Annotated in this window: 20 protein-coding genes and 1 riboswitch; of the genes, 7 read left to right on the forward strand and 13 right to left on the reverse strand. The window is 37.7% G+C overall.

The window, feature by feature from the left end:
- Positions 1 to 107: 107 nt before the first annotated feature.
- The gene (locus tag ACM40_RS20625) at positions 108 to 278 is read left to right on the forward strand and encodes a hypothetical protein (RefSeq protein ID WP_165579312.1); all 171 of its coding nucleotides are present in this window, start codon (positions 108 to 110) and stop codon (positions 276 to 278) included.
- 107 nt (positions 279 to 385) lie between these two features.
- Here the strand turns inward: ACM40_RS20625 and ACM40_RS15005 are convergent, their stop codons facing one another.
- From ACM40_RS15005 to ACM40_RS15030, 6 genes are all read right to left on the reverse strand, one after another.
- Positions 386 to 1,321, reverse strand: coding sequence for a YeiH family protein (locus tag ACM40_RS15005; protein WP_048503552.1), 936 nt, complete (start codon positions 1,319 to 1,321; stop codon positions 386 to 388).
- 324 nt (positions 1,322 to 1,645) lie between these two features.
- A complete protein-coding gene (locus tag ACM40_RS15010; protein WP_048503553.1) occupies positions 1,646 to 2,524 on the reverse strand; it encodes a LysR substrate-binding domain-containing protein in 879 nt (292 codons plus the stop codon).
- Positions 2,525 to 2,747: 223 nt separating this feature from the next.
- Positions 2,748 to 4,052, reverse strand: coding sequence for a voltage-gated chloride channel family protein (locus ACM40_RS15015; protein WP_083996871.1), 1,305 nt, complete (start codon positions 4,050 to 4,052; stop codon positions 2,748 to 2,750).
- Positions 4,053 to 4,083: 31 nt separating this feature from the next.
- Positions 4,084 to 4,151, reverse strand: a riboswitch (Fluoride riboswitch).
- Positions 4,152 to 4,177: 26 nt separating this feature from the next.
- Entirely contained in the window at positions 4,178 to 5,020 is an 843-nt protein-coding gene (locus ACM40_RS15020; RefSeq protein ID WP_083996872.1) for a GLPGLI family protein, read from the reverse strand.
- Positions 5,021 to 5,043: 23 nt separating this feature from the next.
- Positions 5,044 to 5,910 carry a sugar phosphate isomerase/epimerase family protein gene (locus ACM40_RS15025; protein WP_048503554.1) on the reverse strand — a complete coding sequence of 289 codons (867 nt, stop codon included), beginning with the start codon at positions 5,908 to 5,910 and terminating at the stop codon, positions 5,044 to 5,046.
- Positions 5,911 to 5,913: 3 nt separating this feature from the next.
- Positions 5,914 to 6,381 carry an acyl-CoA thioesterase gene (locus ACM40_RS15030; RefSeq protein ID WP_048503555.1) on the reverse strand — a complete coding sequence of 156 codons (468 nt, stop codon included), beginning with the start codon at positions 6,379 to 6,381 and terminating at the stop codon, positions 5,914 to 5,916.
- 120 nt (positions 6,382 to 6,501) lie between these two features.
- Between ACM40_RS15030 and ACM40_RS15035 the strand changes: the two genes are divergently transcribed.
- Positions 6,502 to 6,858 carry an arsenate reductase family protein gene (locus ACM40_RS15035; RefSeq protein ID WP_048503556.1) on the forward strand — a complete coding sequence of 119 codons (357 nt, stop codon included), beginning with the start codon at positions 6,502 to 6,504 and terminating at the stop codon, positions 6,856 to 6,858.
- Positions 6,855 to 7,196, forward strand: coding sequence for a hypothetical protein (locus ACM40_RS15040; protein ID WP_048503557.1), 342 nt, complete (start codon positions 6,855 to 6,857; stop codon positions 7,194 to 7,196). Before ACM40_RS15035 ends, ACM40_RS15040 begins: the two co-directional genes overlap by 4 nt.
- Before the next feature lie 84 nt (positions 7,197 to 7,280).
- Here ACM40_RS15040 and gcvT read toward each other — a convergent pair whose 3' ends face one another.
- From gcvT to idi, 3 genes are read right to left on the reverse strand one after another with little or no spacing between them, the layout of a single operon-like run.
- On the reverse strand, positions 7,281 to 8,357 hold the full coding sequence (gene gcvT / locus ACM40_RS15045; RefSeq protein ID WP_048503558.1) for a glycine cleavage system aminomethyltransferase GcvT: 1,077 nt from the start codon (positions 8,355 to 8,357) through the stop codon (positions 7,281 to 7,283).
- A 9-nt stretch (positions 8,358 to 8,366) separates the two neighbouring features.
- Positions 8,367 to 8,837, reverse strand: coding sequence for a hypothetical protein (locus tag ACM40_RS15050; RefSeq protein WP_228376187.1), 471 nt, complete (start codon positions 8,835 to 8,837; stop codon positions 8,367 to 8,369).
- Between the two features lie 3 nt (positions 8,838 to 8,840).
- Complete coding sequence (gene idi, locus ACM40_RS15055; RefSeq protein ID WP_048503560.1) at positions 8,841 to 9,350, reverse strand: isopentenyl-diphosphate Delta-isomerase; 510 nt, start codon at positions 9,348 to 9,350, stop codon at positions 8,841 to 8,843.
- Between the two features lie 451 nt (positions 9,351 to 9,801).
- On the opposite strand from idi, the gene ACM40_RS15060 reads away from it, so the two are divergent.
- Positions 9,802 to 10,206 (forward strand): phosphoheptose isomerase, encoded by a 405-nt coding sequence (locus ACM40_RS15060; protein WP_040996424.1) that lies wholly within the window; start codon positions 9,802 to 9,804, stop codon positions 10,204 to 10,206.
- Positions 10,207 to 10,305: 99 nt separating this feature from the next.
- The gene (locus tag ACM40_RS15065; RefSeq protein WP_048503561.1) at positions 10,306 to 11,265 is read left to right on the forward strand and encodes a D-2-hydroxyacid dehydrogenase; all 960 of its coding nucleotides are present in this window, start codon (positions 10,306 to 10,308) and stop codon (positions 11,263 to 11,265) included.
- A 56-nt stretch (positions 11,266 to 11,321) separates the two neighbouring features.
- Here ACM40_RS15065 and mscL read toward each other — a convergent pair whose 3' ends face one another.
- Positions 11,322 to 11,762, reverse strand: a complete 441-nt coding sequence (mscL, locus tag ACM40_RS15070) for a large conductance mechanosensitive channel protein MscL (protein WP_048503562.1) — start codon at positions 11,760 to 11,762, stop codon at positions 11,322 to 11,324.
- Positions 11,763 to 11,983: 221 nt separating this feature from the next.
- Between mscL and ACM40_RS15075 the strand changes: the two genes are divergently transcribed.
- The gene (locus ACM40_RS15075; RefSeq protein WP_048503563.1) at positions 11,984 to 13,483 is read left to right on the forward strand and encodes a bifunctional ADP-dependent NAD(P)H-hydrate dehydratase/NAD(P)H-hydrate epimerase; all 1,500 of its coding nucleotides are present in this window, start codon (positions 11,984 to 11,986) and stop codon (positions 13,481 to 13,483) included.
- Between the two features lie 71 nt (positions 13,484 to 13,554).
- Here ACM40_RS15075 and lgt read toward each other — a convergent pair whose 3' ends face one another.
- The gene (gene lgt, locus ACM40_RS15080; RefSeq protein WP_048503790.1) at positions 13,555 to 14,421 is read right to left on the reverse strand and encodes a prolipoprotein diacylglyceryl transferase; all 867 of its coding nucleotides are present in this window, start codon (positions 14,419 to 14,421) and stop codon (positions 13,555 to 13,557) included.
- A 423-nt stretch (positions 14,422 to 14,844) separates the two neighbouring features.
- Positions 14,845 to 15,096: a membrane protein insertion efficiency factor YidD gene (gene yidD, locus ACM40_RS15085; protein ID WP_048503564.1), complete on the reverse strand. Its 252-nt coding sequence runs from the start codon at positions 15,094 to 15,096 to the stop codon at positions 14,845 to 14,847.
- 102 nt (positions 15,097 to 15,198) lie between these two features.
- Between yidD and ACM40_RS15090 the strand changes: the two genes are divergently transcribed.
- Positions 15,199 to 16,476, forward strand: a complete 1,278-nt coding sequence (locus ACM40_RS15090; protein WP_048503565.1) for a replication-associated recombination protein A — start codon at positions 15,199 to 15,201, stop codon at positions 16,474 to 16,476.
- 52 nt (positions 16,477 to 16,528) lie between these two features.
- On the opposite strand, the gene ACM40_RS15095 is transcribed toward ACM40_RS15090, so the two are convergent.
- Positions 16,529 to 16,969, reverse strand: coding sequence for a hypothetical protein (locus ACM40_RS15095; protein ID WP_048503566.1), 441 nt, complete (start codon positions 16,967 to 16,969; stop codon positions 16,529 to 16,531).
- Positions 16,970 to 17,092: the final 123 nt, after the last annotated feature.

The raw sequence follows: 17,092 nt of genomic DNA on the forward strand, positions 1-17,092 counted from the left end.
ATCAATGTTTTATTAAAATTTTAATTAATTATGTTGCGAATAATTAATATTTGTTTAACTTTGGAAAGTAACCAAACTATATTTGTTTAATCTCAAAATCAAGTCACATGAAAAATGCTAAAAAGCTAAAAAAAGCAGATCTTAAAAACATTACAGGAGGAGTAAGCGGACCCGTTGATTTATCTAAATGCGGATGCAGCTGCTCAGGTTCCGTTACAGGTCCATACTACTGTGTACAGTATATTGCTTGTCCACAGGTATACAACTGCCTGGATTAAGATCCTTTAAAAATTATTTCAGTAAGAAATAAACATTTCCACATTTAATACGCAAAAGCCTTTTGGATCTTCCAAAAGGTTTTTGTCTTTGAAGCTTATAAAAGATCTTAACTGATAATATAAAGAAGACTTCCCACACTTATCGTAACCCATAAAATAATAGCAACAGCCAGCGGCTTGATTCCTATTGTTTTTAAAGTTTGAACAGAAAGAGTAGTTCCGATAAAGAACAGCGTAAGGTTTAATCCCGATTTGGCCAGCGTCGTTACAGAACTGCTAAAACCTTCAAAAACAGAAAAATAAGTATTCAATAAAATAGCCAGGACAAACCATCCGATAAACCATGGAATTTTAACTTTAGATTCTTTATTTTTAAAAATAAACATGGTGATCACAGAAACCGGAATAATCCACAAAGCGCGGGCTAATTTCACGGTTGTAGCGATTTTTAACGCCTCATCTCCATACTTTCCTGCTGCTCCAACCACAGAACTGGTATCATGGATTCCTACCGCGCACCACAGCCCGAACTGTTCCTGGGAAAGCTGCAGAAGATGCCCAATGGCCGGATATACGAATAAGGCTATGGAATTTAAGGTAAAAATAATGGCCAGTCCCAAAGAAATTTCCTTTGTGCCGGGTTTTATGATAGGAGAGACGGCTGCAATGGCGCTCCCGCCGCAGATTGCGGTTCCGGCCGAGATCAGATAAGCGAGTTTTTTTTCCAGTTTGAATATTTTTCCCAAAACATATCCAAGAAGCATTACCGTTACAATACTTACAACCGTTAAGAAGAACCCCGTTTTTCCTGCCTGCAACGCCTCATCAAGCTTAAGTCCGAAACCCAATCCTACAATGGAAATCTGAAGGAGAAGATGAATGTACCGGTGAAGATGCCTTTCAAACGGATTTCCTACCAACATAGCCAAGCCAAAACCAAGAAGTAATGCTATCGGGGAAGAAATGAGCGGAGTAAGACATACCACAGCAAGTATAATAAAAATAATTTTTCGTATCGTTTCATTTGGGACGAAGCCTTTCATAAAATAAGTTTTAAATAAGACTCCAAAATTCAGGAAATTAGTATTACAAAATAAATTGTATTTTATTATGATGGATAACTTTTAGTTATGGATTGGGAGTTGCGGACTCTGGTTTATGGTTTATATAAAGCAGAGTTTTAATATTTTCAAATTTCAAATAATTAATTTATAATGAATTAAAAATTAAGCCCATATTTACATTGATTGAAAAAATTCACCTATCACTTGCAAAGCAAATTCACCCTTCACACCACCAACCCATCAAAAGGCTACAAGCGAATCTGCGACTATCATTCCTGCAACCTGCTACCTACCGTCTGCCACCTAACTTTCCACAAATCTCAGGAAAAGCTTGATCATTTCAGACTGATCTCCTTTTGGAAGAATAAAATGGAAATTTCTTTCAATGCTGAAGTTTTTAATATCCACAATAGTCAGGGTGTTGTTTTTCAGTTCATTCAAAATGGTGCTGATTGACAGAAATGCCATGCAATCCGAGTGTAAAAGATAGTTTTTAATGCTCTCGCTGCTTCCGAGCTGCATTATAATATTCAGCTCTTCGAGGTTAATTCCTTTTTTCTTTAAGCGGTTCTGAATAAATTCCTGAGTGCCGGAGCCCTGTTCTCGGAAGATCAGGTTTAAATGATAAAGATCTTTCAGGCCTAACGTTTTATTCGCCATAGGATGATCTGCCTTTGCTGTGAGAACGATCTCATCCGGTTTGAAAATCTTATAATCGAAAAAAGAAGACTGGGATTCGCCTTCAATAATTCCCAGGTCAATTTTTCCCTCCTTCAGAAGTTCGGAGATCATTTCAGTGTTATGGGCAATCAGTTCAATTTTAATGTCCCTGTAATAAGAATTGAATTTGGCCAGTATTTCGGGTAAAACGTACTGGGCAACACTGGTGCTGGCCCCGATGATCAGTCGTCCTTTATGCTGTTCATTGACCTGGCTGATCTCAAATTCGAGGTCGCGATAGATATTCCGGATCTTTTCTGCATATTCATACAAAATTTTTCCGCTCTGGGTAAGCTGTACAGAAGTTCCTTTCCTGTCAAAAAGTTTGGTGCCGAGCTGGTTTTCAATCTCTTTGATATGCTTGGTAACTGCAGGCTGGGAAATATGAAGTTCTTCAGAAGCTTTTGTAAAACTTAGCCTTGAGGCGGCTGTATGAAAAACTTTTAATCTGTAGTCAAACATTGGGATAGCTTATGGTTATAGCAAACTTAGTGAAATTATGCGGAAAGCGAGAGGGCTTGAGTGTAATAGAGTTTGAGAGTGGAGGGTAAACGAGATACAAATTGAGTGTTTTGGGACTGAGATTGCAGATTAGAAAAAAACAGTACAATATATATCAAGTATTTTATTTCACATAAAACACTAAAACACTAAAACACTAAAACATTCCTACTCTGAAACCCTCTTACAAATCTGAAAAATCCTTGTCCCTGTCACTTTCATACCTCCTGTTTTTTGCTTCCCCGATCTTTTGTTTAGTATAAATGCTGCTGTGGCCGGAAAGCAGATAAGAAACCACACAGGCAATAGCTATATAAACAGCGCTTTCTGCTCCGAACAGTTCAATTCCCATCAGCATACAGGCTAAAGGAGTATTCGTCGCTCCTGCAAATACAGCTACAAAACCCATTCCTGCAAGCAATCCAAACGGTAAAGGAATAAATAAGGATAATGCACTGCCAAGTGTTGCGCCAATAAAAAACAGAGGGGTTACTTCGCCGCCTTTAAATCCTGCCGACAGGGTAATAATGGTAAAGGCCATTTTTAACGCGAAATCATATAACGGAAGCTGTTTTTCAAAAGATTCTAAAATGACGGGAATTCCCAGTCCGATATATCGGGTTGTTCCCATTGCAAAAACGGCAACCGCAATGATAATTCCACCAATCACCGGACGAAGTGGAGGATATTTTATATTGGATTTGAAAACGGAACCCATCCAGTGGAGAATCCTGCTGAAAGATGCCGCGCAGATCCCAAAAATAATTCCTGCCAGAATACTGTATAAAACAGAAGGGAGTTCCATTTTAGGGATGATATCAATATGATAATGGGCGTGTTTTACATTCCAGAGACCGGTAACCAGATCTGCAAAAACGGCAGAGGCAAAGGCAGGAAAAATAGCATTATACCGTATTTTTCCGATCAGAAAGACTTCCAGACCGAAGACCGCGCCGGCTAGAGGGGTGCCGAAAACCGACCCGAAGCCTGCGGCGACTGCAGCAATTAGTAATGTTTTTCTTTCATCTTTGTCAAGCTTAAAAGGTTTGCTGAGCTGGTCGGCAATAGCTCCCGCCATTTGAAGAGCTGTACCTTCACGGCCTGCCGAACCCCCGAAAAGATGAGTAACTATGGTTCCCAGATAGACAAACGGTGTCATTTTAAAAGGAATAATCTCTTTCGGATCATGGATATTGTTAATGAGCAGATTATTCCCTGCCTCAACATCTTTTCCGAAATAATAGTATAAAAGCCCAATAAGAAACCCGGCAGCAGGAAGGAACGCAATCAGCCATAGATGATTTTCCCTGAAGCCGGTTGCCCATTCCAGAGACGTAAGCAACCCTGCAGAAGCGGTACCTGCCAATGCTCCGATAATCATACTGATGCACAGCCATTTTAAAATATACGGTAAAGCCGGATATTTCCTAAAGAAAAACCGGGTATGAAAAGTTGCTTTTTTGCGTATGGTTCTTTGATTTTCTGACATAATAATCCTGATTAATTATTGGTTAATAATCTGTTAATCAGGCGTCATCAGCTTTGGTAAAGCGGTTGGGTAAGGAAGAACACCATTTCCTTATGTTGCAAATATAACTAATATTTCGAAATATCTTAATTTTTATAATGAACAGCTTTATTAATTTCAACCGGGTTATTATATTTTCTTATAATCTCCTGCATGTTTTTTACCTGAGCATTCAGCTCATCAATAGAATGTATTTCTTTTCCTCCGATGTTTATATTTAAATTGCTGTTTGCCGATTTGTTGAAATTGGTTCTCTCAAATGAAAAAGGATCATTATAAAACTCCAGTAAAAGCTTTTGTTTTTGTTTTTCGTTAATTGAAATAGCCTTGCTTCCGAAATTCGATTCAAAAAAATCATCGGTAGGATAGAGGTCTGGAAGTTCCTGACTTTTTACAAGATTGTAAATGAAATTCTTTTTCGAATCGTAAATTTCAAAAACTAATCCCGGAAGGCCGGAAAACTTAAAGGGACCTTCATTGAAAGGAATATCTTTATTAAACCAGGCAATCCAGTTTCTTCCGCCGAATGTTGTCGTTGCTTTTTGCAAGGTATACTGCTGTACCTGTTTGGTTTCGTGAGAAATATTCCAGTTGATTTTATCTGTGGTTTTAAAAGAATAATACCCGAATTTAATGTTGATAAAGTTTTCATTATCAAAAGTGTTGATCTTTCTTTTAACAATCTGTCCGGTCATATCAACATGTTTGTTATCCATATTCCCGAATTTTTTGTTCAGGGAATCTGCGATCAGAAGATTACGTCCGTAGAATTTTACTTCTTTAGAATTGATATCCAGATTCATGTTAAACTTTTGATAATCAGATTCTGTAGAGTCCATTTTTAACTGAAGCTCATACACAAACCGATGGGTTTGAGAGCTTAAAGAAACAATGATCAAAAGGCAAATGAGGGCTGAAGCTTTTTTCATGATCGGCAGTTTTGATTGGAAATTTATTTAAAATAAGAATGATCGAGAATGTATTTTTTGCTGATGGCAATGCTTTCAAAAATATCTTTATCGCTGGAATCCTGCTCTAAAAACCAGTATTTGAGGCCGGCATTTTCTCTGACTTCAAAAATTCTTTTAAAATTGATGGTTCCATTTCCTATTTCTGTAAAATCTTTTGTTGTGGCTTTCATATCTTTTACGTGCCACAACGGAAAACGGCCGGGATACTTTTCAAAATAATCCAATGGATCAAGCCCTGCTTTTGAGATCCAGTATAAATCCAGTTCCATTTTAACCAGTTCCGGCGATGTGTTTTCTAAGATAAAATCATAAACGCTTTTATGGCCTTCCAGTTTTTCAAACTCAAAATCATGGTTGTGATAGGCAAACTGAATTCCTGCTTTCCGGGCAATTTCCCCGGATTTTTCAAATAATTCAGGAAGCTTTTTATAATGTTCAACGGTTCTTTCTTCTGGGAAAAGATAGGAGCAGACCATATACTCCGAGCCGATAAAATGTAGGTCTTCAACAGATTTTTCCCAGTTATACAGTAAAGTGCCCTGGTCTTTATGAATAAGTCCTGTTGTATGGTGCGAGCTGATGACTTTCAGGCCGTTCTGTTTAAGAATAGTTTGGAATTCAGTTCTGCTTTTTCCAAAGAATGTTCCGTCGTACCCATAGATCTCTAATTCTGTAAAACCCGAAGTTGCCAGTTTTTCCAGAGCTTTTTCAAGGTTATCCGAAACAGCATCCCTAATGGTGTAAAGCTGTATAGCTAAAGGTTTTTTACTGCTCATATTAGAAATCCCACAGGAGTATAAACCGAGAAATCCCAGGGACGAAAGTTTGATAAAATCTTTTCTTTGCATACATTATAAAAAAGGTTTCATTTCATCCTCAATCTGTGTTCTAAGGTTCATCAGTCTTTTGGCATACTCTTCCTGCTGTTTTTCCTCTTCTGTTTCAGGAATCCATGCAGGCACCGGGAGCTTCTTACCGTTTTCATCTACTGCTACGAACACGATGATACAGTGTGTTTTTTTATCAAAAGTAGGTTGCTTAAGGTTTCTTGAAAAAACATTGATGGAAATATGCATGCTGGATTTTCCGGTGTAAATCACCTGCGCGTCCACTTTTACCACTTCCCCGATCTTAATCGGTTCATAGAAACGGATACCTCCAACATAAACCGTTACGGAATAGTTTCCGCTCCATGTCGTTGCACAGGCATAACCTGCCTGATCAATCCATTTCATAACGCTTCCTCCATGTACATTTCCTCCATAATTCACATCCGAAGGCTCTGAAATAAACTGAAAAGTAATAGGTTTGTTCTGCATCTTTATAAAATTTGAATAAAGTTATTTAATAATTTCCAGAATTTTGGATTAAATCCTACTTTTGAAAGACAAAACTTCAATGAGGAAGGAAATTTAACAATAACAGATTTAAAAGTAATAATGAAGAAAGTATTTTATCTTAATACATGCGATACCTGCAGAAAGATTTTGGCACAGTTTGACCTTACAGGCTGGGAGCTCAGGGAGATTAAAAAAGAGCCTGTCACCAAGGAGGAATTGGCGGCTATGCATAAAAAAACAAAGTCATATGAAGCTTTGTTCAGTAAAAAATCTACCCAGATCAAATTAAGGGGGCTGGACGTGAAATCCCTTGGAGAAAAGGATTTTAAAGAATTGCTGCTGGATCATTATACATTTCTGAAACGCCCTGTTTTTCTTACAGATGATGAAATTTTTGTAGGGAATGATAAGAAAAACGTTGAAGCTTTAAAAGAATTCTTTGGGGTGAATGAATGAAATATCTGATTTCCATATTGCTTTTGCTTTCCGTAAGTCTTTCCGGGCAGACGGTTTACAGAACGCCTTCAGGTGCTAAATACCATCTGGCATCATGCAGAATGGTGAAAAATGTATCTGCAGGTCTTCAGGTAAATAAAGCTGTGGAAATGGGACTTCAACCCTGTAAAATATGTAATCCGCCTTCAGCCACTGTATACAGAATTGTTTCCCGGCCGAAGAAAGTAAGCGGAACAGATAAAGGAAATCAATGTCTGGGAACAACAAAAGCAGGAACAAGGTGTAAGCATTATACCCGTATCGGAAATGATTACTGTTTTCAGCATGTTCCTAAATAACTTTTAGGAAGCGGTCAATATTTAACCATAAAAAAGTCTGCAAATTATTACTTGCAGACTTTTATTATGTTTTGAACAAATCAATTATACGAAAGGAGCTTTCACCACTTTTGCAGGAATGTTCTTATTTCTTACCTGGATAAAAATTTCAGAACCCAGTTTGAAGTGAGGCTTATCCACATAAGCTAAACCTAAACCGATCTTTTTCATTGGTGACTGTGTCCCTGATGTTACTTTTCCGATTACGTTTCCTTCTGCATCCACTACAGGATAGTCATGTCTCGGAACTCCTTTGTCCTGAAGCTCAAAACCAACTAATTTTCTTGTAACTCCTTCCTCTTTTTGCTTGGCAAATATATTTTTGGAAACAAAATCTTTATCGAATTTGGTAATCCATCCTAAACCTGCTTCAATAGGAGAGGTAGTATCGTCAATATCGTTTCCGTAAAGGCAGAAACCTTTTTCCAGTCTTAAAGTATCTCTTGCAGCAAGTCCGGCAGGAATAATTCCTTCCTCTTTTCCTGCGTTGATGATGGCATCCCAAAGCTGTTCTGCATTTTCATTGTTGAAATAGATCTCAAAACCTCCGCTTCCGGTATATCCTGTGTTTGAAATAATTACATTGTTTACTCCTGCAACACTTCCTACGGCAAAATGATAGTAAGGAATCTCAGAAAGATTGGTTTCTGTAAGTTTCTGAAGGATTTCTGTAGCTTTGGGACCCTGAACAGCCAACAAAGACATATCATCAGAAGCATTGGTCATTTTAGCTCCAAAAGTGTTGTATTTTGATATATGATTCCAGTCCTTGTCAATATTTGATGCGTTTACCACTACAAAGTATTTGTCATCCTCCATTTTGTAAACAATAAGGTCATCCACGATTCCTCCGTTTTCGTTAGGAAGGCAAGAGTACTGAGCTTTTCCGTTTTCCAGAGCATCTACATTATTTGTTGTCACAAACTGTAAAAGATCTTTGGATCCGGGTCCTTCAATAAAAAACTGTCCCATGTGGGAAACATCAAACAATCCTGCCTTCTCTCTTACTGCAAAATGTTCTTCCGTTACACCAGAATATTGTACAGGCATTTCAAAACCTGCAAAAGGTACGATTTTAGCGCCCAAAGAAACGTGTTTATCGTATAAGGCTGTTTTCTTCATATTTAATTTTTATTTCTTTATTTTAAAGCTGTTGAAAGTTTCGTTAAAAAGGCTCATATAATTTCCGTTCCAGAATTTCTGACCGCAGTTGATAGAGATCAGATACAGGTCTTTGTTCTTCTGAAAAGCTTTGGTGATCCAGACCGTTTTTTCTTTTTCATCGAAATATTCGTAAAAATATTCTGTGTATCCTTTTTTGGCCTTGTTTTCTTTTATTTTGTTCTCCGGATCTTGAGATTTATAAAGAGCCAGGATAAATTTTTTCATCTCTGCCTTTGGAAGATCCAGATCATGGTATTCCGAAATGGTGATTGCCCCGATTTCATTTGCGGGGAAAACATTTACAATGCCGCTGTCGTCGGTAGATCTCCAGCCTTCAGGGACATTAATAGAATAGCCGGGAGCCTCATAAATTTTTGCTTTTTGGGCAAAGAACATACTTGCCGATAAAAAAGCGGAGATCAATAGTATTCTTTTCATCAGTTAAAAATGGTGTTTATATTCTTCAAGGATGATTTTGAACCACTCTGTAAAATTCTCCGGGGATTCAATCATTTCCTGATCAAGGTCTTTCATGGAAATGAATCTTACTTCCTCTACTTCCTGTGGATTTAAATTGAAGCCAGCTTCATAATTTCCTACAAAAACATGGTCTAGTTCATGCTCCCAAAGGCCGTTTCCTACATCTGCTTTATAGATAAAACTGAATTTTTCCGTAAGCTCCGTTTCAATTCCGAGTTCTTCTTTTATCCTGCGTCTGGCACCATCGAGATAGGTTTCATTTTCTCTTGGATGAGAGCATACCGCATTAGTCCACTGATTGGGGGAATGGTATTTTCCCTGTGCTCTTTTTTGAAGGAGCATTTCACCCTTACTGTTGAACAGGAATACAGAAAATGCACGGTGCAGAAGACCGTTGATGTGAGCCTGCTGCTTTTCCATAAGGCCTAAAACATCATCTTCAGGATTTACTAAAACTACAAATTCTTCCATTTCTACAAATGTAAGCCTAATAAATGTATTTTGAAAATTTTTGAAGAAACATCATATTTTTAGAGATTGAAAGAGAACAGAGATGATTATAGATTTAGATTATATCTTCCAGTAAAACTCCGGCTGAACATTCCCATCCTCCGGAGGGGTGGATTTCAAAATGAAATTTTGAAAGACGGGGTGGTTAACAAAAAGAAGCATTAGAAGAGAGGTTTAAATGATGAATCATCAACTATTAATTAAATCTTACCAGTGAAATTCAAAACATTGTGATCGTTATTGAGAAAATAACACTAAATGAGAAAAATTTTAATCATAAAGATTGAAATAGAGAATAAAATGTTTATATTATTCTTTAAATATGATTGTTTGTTGTATTTTTTTAACTTAAACCCGATTTAATATTCTGGATACCTATAAAATGTGTAACTTTGCAACTCAAATTTTAATGATGGAGTTAGAATACAAAGAGCATATAAGTCCTATTCTTAAGGACGGGGTAAAAAATTATTTAATAGACATAGACGGTACCATTACAGATGATGTTCCGAATGAAGAGCCTGAAAGAATGGTTACCTGCGAACCTTATCCTGATGCCCTTGAAACCATCAATAAGTGGTACGACGAAGGACACCAGATCTGCTTCTTCACTTCCAGAACAGAAAATCTGAAGCAGATTACCATCGACTGGTTGGATAAGCATGGCTTCAAATACCACAGTGTACTCTGCGGAAAGCCGAGAGGAGGAAATTATCACTGGATAGATAACCACCTGGTAAGAGCAACTAGATACAAAGGCAAATTTACAGACCTTGTAGAAAAGCAGGTTACCATTGAAGTTTTCAAAGAAGATTAAGAAAACATATACAGAGATTTAAAAATTAAATGATAAAGTGTACGCACTCAAAATTCATTAATTTTTAAATCTTTTCACTTTTAATATCAAATTCTATTTATGAAAGTTTTAGCAAACGACGGTCTGGATCAATCTGGAATTGATGCTCTGGCTGAGAAAGGTTTTGAAGTGATCACAACAAAAGTTCCGCAGGAATTTTTGGTGGATTACATTAATGAGCATAAAATCCGTGCCCTGCTGGTAAGAAGTGCCACGCAGGTAAGAAAAGATATTATTGACGGATGCCCGTCTATCGAGATTATCGGAAGAGGAGGTGTAGGAATGGATAATATTGATGTGGATTATGCAAGAGAAAAGGGAATCCATGTGATCAATACCCCTTCTGCTTCTTCAGAATCGGTTGCTGAGCTTGTTTTTGCCCACTTATTTTCAGGAGCAAGATTTCTTCAGGATTCAAACAGAAAAATGCCTTTGGTAGGAGATACGGAATTTGCCGCTCTTAAAAAAGCCTATACTGCCGGTATCGAACTAAGAGGAAAGACCATTGGAATTGTCGGCATGGGAAGAATAGGACAGGAAGTTGCCAGAATAGCCCTTGGACTGGGGATGAGAGTAGTTGCAGCGGATAATAACGTAGGAAGAGCAAGTATCAAAGTAAAATTCTACAACAACCAGTTCATTAATGTAGATATTGAAACGGAACCGCTTCAGGAAGTCTTGAAACATTCAGATTTTATTACACTGCATGTTCCGGCTCAGAAAGACGGATATATGATCGGAAAGAATGAATTTGATATCATGAAAGACGGCGTTGCCATCGTCAACTGTTCAAGAGGAGGTGTTATTGACGAAACAGCTTTAATTGCTGCATTGGATTCAGGAAAGGTGAAGTTTGCAGGATTGGATGTTTTCATCAATGAGCCTACTCCTTCTAAAGAAATCCTGAATCATTCAAAGATTTCACTGACTCCCCACACCGGTGCTTCCACTTTAGAAGCTCAGGACAGAATCGGGCTTTCTTTGGCTGAACAAATCTCAAGCATTTTACAGATTCAGTAATCGCTGAAAAAAGAATAAAATAAAAAGCACCTCTGTTTTTTAGAGGTGCTTTTGTTTTATATATTGTTTTTACTTTTAAGAAGATCTCTGATTTCTGTCAGTAATTGCTGATCTGCAGTAGGTGCGGCAGGTGCTTCAGCTTCGGTCTTTTTCATTCTGTTAATCATTTTTACCATAAGGAAAACTACCAGTGCAAGCAGGAGAAAATTAATACCCACGGTCAGGAAATTTCCGTAAGCAAAAATACTCGCACCATCTACTTTTTTTGCATTCTCCAGAACCATACCCGGCTTTACACCATGATTAGGATCGGAAAGGACAACGTATAAACTGCTGAAATCCGGTTTACCGATCACTGCTCCTACCAAAGGCATAATAAGGTCATCCACAACACTCGTTACTATCTTTCCGAATGCCCCTCCGATGATTACCCCAACGGCCAGATCGAAAGCATTGCCCTTGATGGCAAACTCTTTAAATTCTTTAACAAATCCCATAATTTATATTTTTTTAATTAGTATATACACAAAAATATAATTAAAAAATGTAAAAACATTACTTTTTATAGTTTTTTACTCCTTCATTGTTGAATTAACTGCTGTAATTAATTAGCTTTTTTAGTGAATTTATTCTTTTAGCTAATATTTTATTGTTGTCATCATTTGGACTAAGATGTCAGAAAAAACTTTCGTAATTTGGTTAAAAGTTAATACTATCTATGAAAATATTCACTGCAGAACAAATACGTAACTGGGACCGGTTTACCATTTCGAACGAACCTGTTTCATCCATTCAGCTTATGGAAAGGGCTTCGGAAGCATTGGCGGGTTGGATCTCTGAAAATTGTAAGAATTACAGGAAATTTGCCGTTTTCTGTGGAAACGGAAACAACGGGGGCGATGGTTTTGCTGTTGCAAGAATACTTTATCTGAAAGGTTTCGATGTAGATGTATTTATTAAAGATTCCCGATCAAAGTTTTCAGAAGACGGAGCGGTGAACTTTAAAAAACTAAGGGATTTTTCAGGAATATCGGTCAAAGAATTCAAAGATATGGATCAGAATAATTTTGATTCTAAAACAATCATCATCGACGCACTCTTTGGCACCGGATTATCCAGGAATATAGAAGGTGAATATAAAGAGATCATTGATCAGTTAAATGAAAGAAGCAACATCAAAATTTCAGTGGATATTCCTTCCGGTCTTTTCACGGACAGGATTTCTCAGGAAGATGCCATTGTTTTTAAGGCAGATTATACTTTGAGCTTTCAATCCTGGAAAAAAGCTTTCTTACACCCTGAAACAGGGCCTTATGCCGGAAAAGTAATTATTCTGGATATAGATTTAAGCAAAGAATACACTTCCCAAACAGAAACTGATGATTTTGTTATTGATGATGCCGTTATTGATAATATTTTTAAACCAAGATCAGAATTTTCTCATAAAGGGACTTACGGTAAAGTTACAATAGCTGCCGGAAGCTATGGGAAAATAGGAGCAGCAGTACTTTCCACAAGGTCTGCTTTGAAAACAGGTACAGGTCTTACATTTACTCTTGCTCCCAACTGCGGATATGAAATTCTTCAGACTTCCTGCCCGGAAGCCATGTTTACTAAAGGAGGCGAAAATTATATTGATCATTTTGATATAGAAAAAGATACTGTAGCCGGAATAGGGCCGGGCTTAGGAACTGATGCTGAAACCCAGAAGGCATTTTTAAAATTTTTAAAAGAATATTCAAAACCCGTGGTTCTGGATGCCGACGCCTTGAATATTATTGCTCAGGATGAAGCAAGCTTAAAATTAATCCCTGAAAATTCCATAATAACTCCGCATCCTAAAGAGTTTGAAAGGCTTTTTGGAGAATCAGATGACTCTTATCAAAGATTGGATCTGGCAAAAAATAAGGCTAAAGAACTCCGGATATATATCGTTTTAAAAGATCATCATACCCAGGTTATTACCCCTGAAGGGAGGGTTTATTATAATATTACAGGGAATTCAGGACTGGCAAAAGGGGGGAGCGGCGATATTCTTACCGGTATTATCACATCGCTTGCAGCCCAGCAATATTCTGAAGAGCAGGCAGCAATTCTGGGAATCTGGCTCCATGGAAAAGCAGCTGATTTTGCCGCCGAAAAGCATTCCAGGGAATCAATGCTGCCAACGGATGTTATCAATGAGCTGGGAAATGTATTTAAGCTTTTGGAAAGATAGCCTTGCAAAAAATAAATAAAAAAGCTTTTCAGAAGTAACTCTGAAAAGCTTTAATCTTTTGTTATTACATATTATTCAGGCTTCTCATTTTCTGCCTGGGTAATTTTGAATTTTTTAGAAATAATCATGATAATTACTCCGGCAATCATAAACGGAATGGAAAGCACCTGTCCTGTATTCAGTCCGCCAATATGGATAAACTCATCGCCCTGAGGCTCTTTCAGGAATTCAACAAAGAACCTGATTGCCCAAAGGATAATGAAGAACAACCCGAATAGCCATCCCTGCTGGTATTTTTTATTTGTTTTTCTGTATAATATCCATAATAAAACAAAAAGACACACATAGCCGATAGCTTCAAGGAGCTGGCCCGGATATCGGGGAACCGTTGGACCATATTCACTGCTTTGCTGTGGGAAAAGGATAGCAAAAGGAGAATCAGGAGCCACTGCTTTTCCTACAATCTCGGAATTGAAGAAATTCCCCAATCTTACAAATGCACCGCCCAGGGCAACCACAATACCCAGCCTGTCATATACCCAGAAAGGATTTTTCTTGATGATTTTGAATGAATAATATAATGTTGTAAAAATTAAAGCAATCGTAGCACCATGACTGGCAAGTCCGGAAAATCCTGTGAATTTAAACCCGTTTTTAGTGCTTATCGGTAAAAATACACTCCAGAAATCTTCTTTAAACAATTCTGGCTGATAGAAAATAACATGGCCTAATCTTGCTCCCAAAATAGTTCCGATCAGTGTCCATGTGAAAAGCGGTTCAAGGTATTTCTGGTTTACATTGTCGATCTTGAAGATTCTTGTCATCAAAACATAGCCGAAACCAAAGGCAAAAACGAACATCAGGCTATAAAAATGCAAGGTAGCCGAGAATATATGAATACCTTTTGAAGGATCCCAGATTTTGAAAGGTGTTTCCAGTGCTACAGTATCAGATCCGTTAATTGGTTTTGCTGTTTTTACGGCATATTTGAAATCGGTGATATTTTCTTTTGTAGCGGGATTGTCGATCAGCTTAAAGTTTTTGTCAAAAAACTGATAACGGGCAGTTTTGTATTTTTCTAAAGTTGTTGCGCTGTAGTTAAAATAAGCAGGTTCAAAATTGGATTCGTTCAGAATAACCAAAACATCGTTGCCTGTATTTTTGTCCGGAAAAGTATTAAGATCACCTATTTCTGTGGTGGAAAAGATCTTTACAGGGACATTGTTTCCGCTTACCTTCAGAGTTCCGTCGGATAAGCCTCCGGGGTAATTCTGGGCAAACATAGACTGGGTAATGAATGCAAATGCGATGAGGTAAATTCTGAAAATTAGATTACTCATTTCTATCGATTTAATAGTTTATTACTGATTTAATTTTTTCGGGGGAACGGGATCGTAGCCGCTGCCTCCCCACGGATGGCATTTTGAAATTCTTCTGATGCCCATCCACAACCCTTTGAATATACCATGTACCTGGAGGGCTTCCACCATATAATGGGAGCAGGTAGGTTCATACCGGCAGTTTTTGGGAAGTAGGGGCGAAATAAACCATTGGTAAAATTTGATCAAAATTACCAAAGGAAAACTAATGACTTTATTGAATGTAAGTTTCAAAACAATACAAAAATAGGGTAAATAAATTAAAATTGGTTTAATTTTGTTAGAAGTTTCAGGGATAAGAAACCTCTGAATCTGTTGATCAAAAAATAAAATATCTTGAGCCAGAATATACCATTAGCCGAAAAATTAAGACCCAAAACCCTCGATGAAGTTCTTGGACAGGAACATCTTACCGGCGAAAAAGGGACGATCAGAAAAATGATTGAAAATAACACCCTGAATTCGTTGATTCTTTGGGGGCCTCCGGGAACCGGAAAAACCACCCTGGCTGAAATCATTTCAGAAAAATCAGGAAGGAAGTTTTATAAGCTTTCAGCAGTTTCTTCAGGGGTTAAGGATGTTCGTGATGTCATTGAGGATGCCAAAAAGCAGAATCTTTTTTCCGGAAAGTCTCCCATTTTATTCATAGATGAAATCCACCGGTTCAACAAATCCCAGCAGGATTCATTACTACATGCTGTGGAGAAAGGCTGGATCGTGTTAATTGGTGCCACTACAGAAAATCCAAGCTTTGAAGTGGTATCTGCACTTTTGTCAAGAAGCCAGGTGTATATTTTAAAGGCACTGAGCTACGAAAAGCTGGAAGACCTCATAGATACTGCTTCCCGGAGATACAATAAAGATGAAGGAACCGATTTTAAGATCATGGAAAAAGAAGCATTCATCCAGTATTCCGGCGGTGATGCCAGAAAGCTGATCAATTCCGTTGAACTTGTTCTTAACCAATATAGGAACTCTGACACAAAAGAGATTACGAATGAAGATGTTTTGAGTGTTTTGCAGGAAACGATGGCGCTTTATGATAAAAACGGTGAGCAGCATTATGATATTATTTCTGCTTTCATAAAGTCGATGCGCGGGGGAGACCCGAACGGAGCGGTGTACTGGCTGGCGAGAATGATTGCAGGGGGTGAAGATATTAAGTTTATTGCCCGGAGAATGCTTATTCTTGCCGCAGAAGATATCGGATTGGCCAATCCCAATGCTTTGGTGATTGCAAATAACTGCTTCCAGGCCATTAATGTGATAGGAAACCCGGAATCAAGGATTATTTTAAGTGAAACGGCAGTCTATCTTGCTGTTTCTCCCAAGAGCAATTCTACCTATATGGCTATTAATGACGCGTTGGCCCTTGTGAAGAAAACAGGGAATCTCCCTGTCCCTCTGCATCTGAGAAATGCACCGACCAAACTGATGAAAGACCTGGATTACGGTAAAGAATATAAATATGCCCATTCCTACGAAGGAAATTTTGTAGAACAGGATTTTCTGCCCGAAGAAATTAAAAACGAGAAGCTTTATCAGCCGGGAAACAATGCTACTGAAAAAAAGATCTACGAGGAGCTGAAGAAAAAATGGAGCAACAGATATTAAACAAAAAGGATACTTTCAAAGTATCCTTTTGTTATATAAATTGTAAGTATTATTATTTTATACCATTTGTACTTAGGAAAACGGTTTTTCTTCCGTCGTGATCCTTTACTTCCACGTTACCCATGATGTCACCGTAGATTTTTGTGCTGCTGTCAGGGAATTCGTAGCCTTCAATAAAAACCGGTGTATTTTCAGGCACTCCGTATTGTGAATTCAGCTGAGCCAGGGAGAGGATATCCAAACCTTCCTGCCCGTTCTTAATTTTAAACTCCGTCAGACCTTTTTCTGCAATGAAGCTGTATTTTTTTAAATCCTGAGGCAGACCGGCTGCACTTTTATAGACACTTGAGCTCTGAACAATAGCTTTTCTTGCATTAAACATGCCTACTGTTCCTACTACATCATTGGCAACAGCAAATTTTACAGAAGGATTTTTCTGGGCGGATAATGCTACAGATGATAATATTAAAAAAGAATAGAGTATTTTTTTCATAACCGGATATGTAACTGTTAAAAACTGGATAAATATAATTAATTTTTACAAAATGTGAATGAATTTTTAAATATTGTTTAGAAATAAAAACATTTGTTAGGAATTTTTGATTTTTAGAAAAGC

The sequence above is a fragment of the Chryseobacterium sp. BLS98 genome, assembly GCF_001045445.1.
Classification (GTDB): Bacteria; Bacteroidota; Bacteroidia; order Flavobacteriales; family Weeksellaceae; genus Chryseobacterium.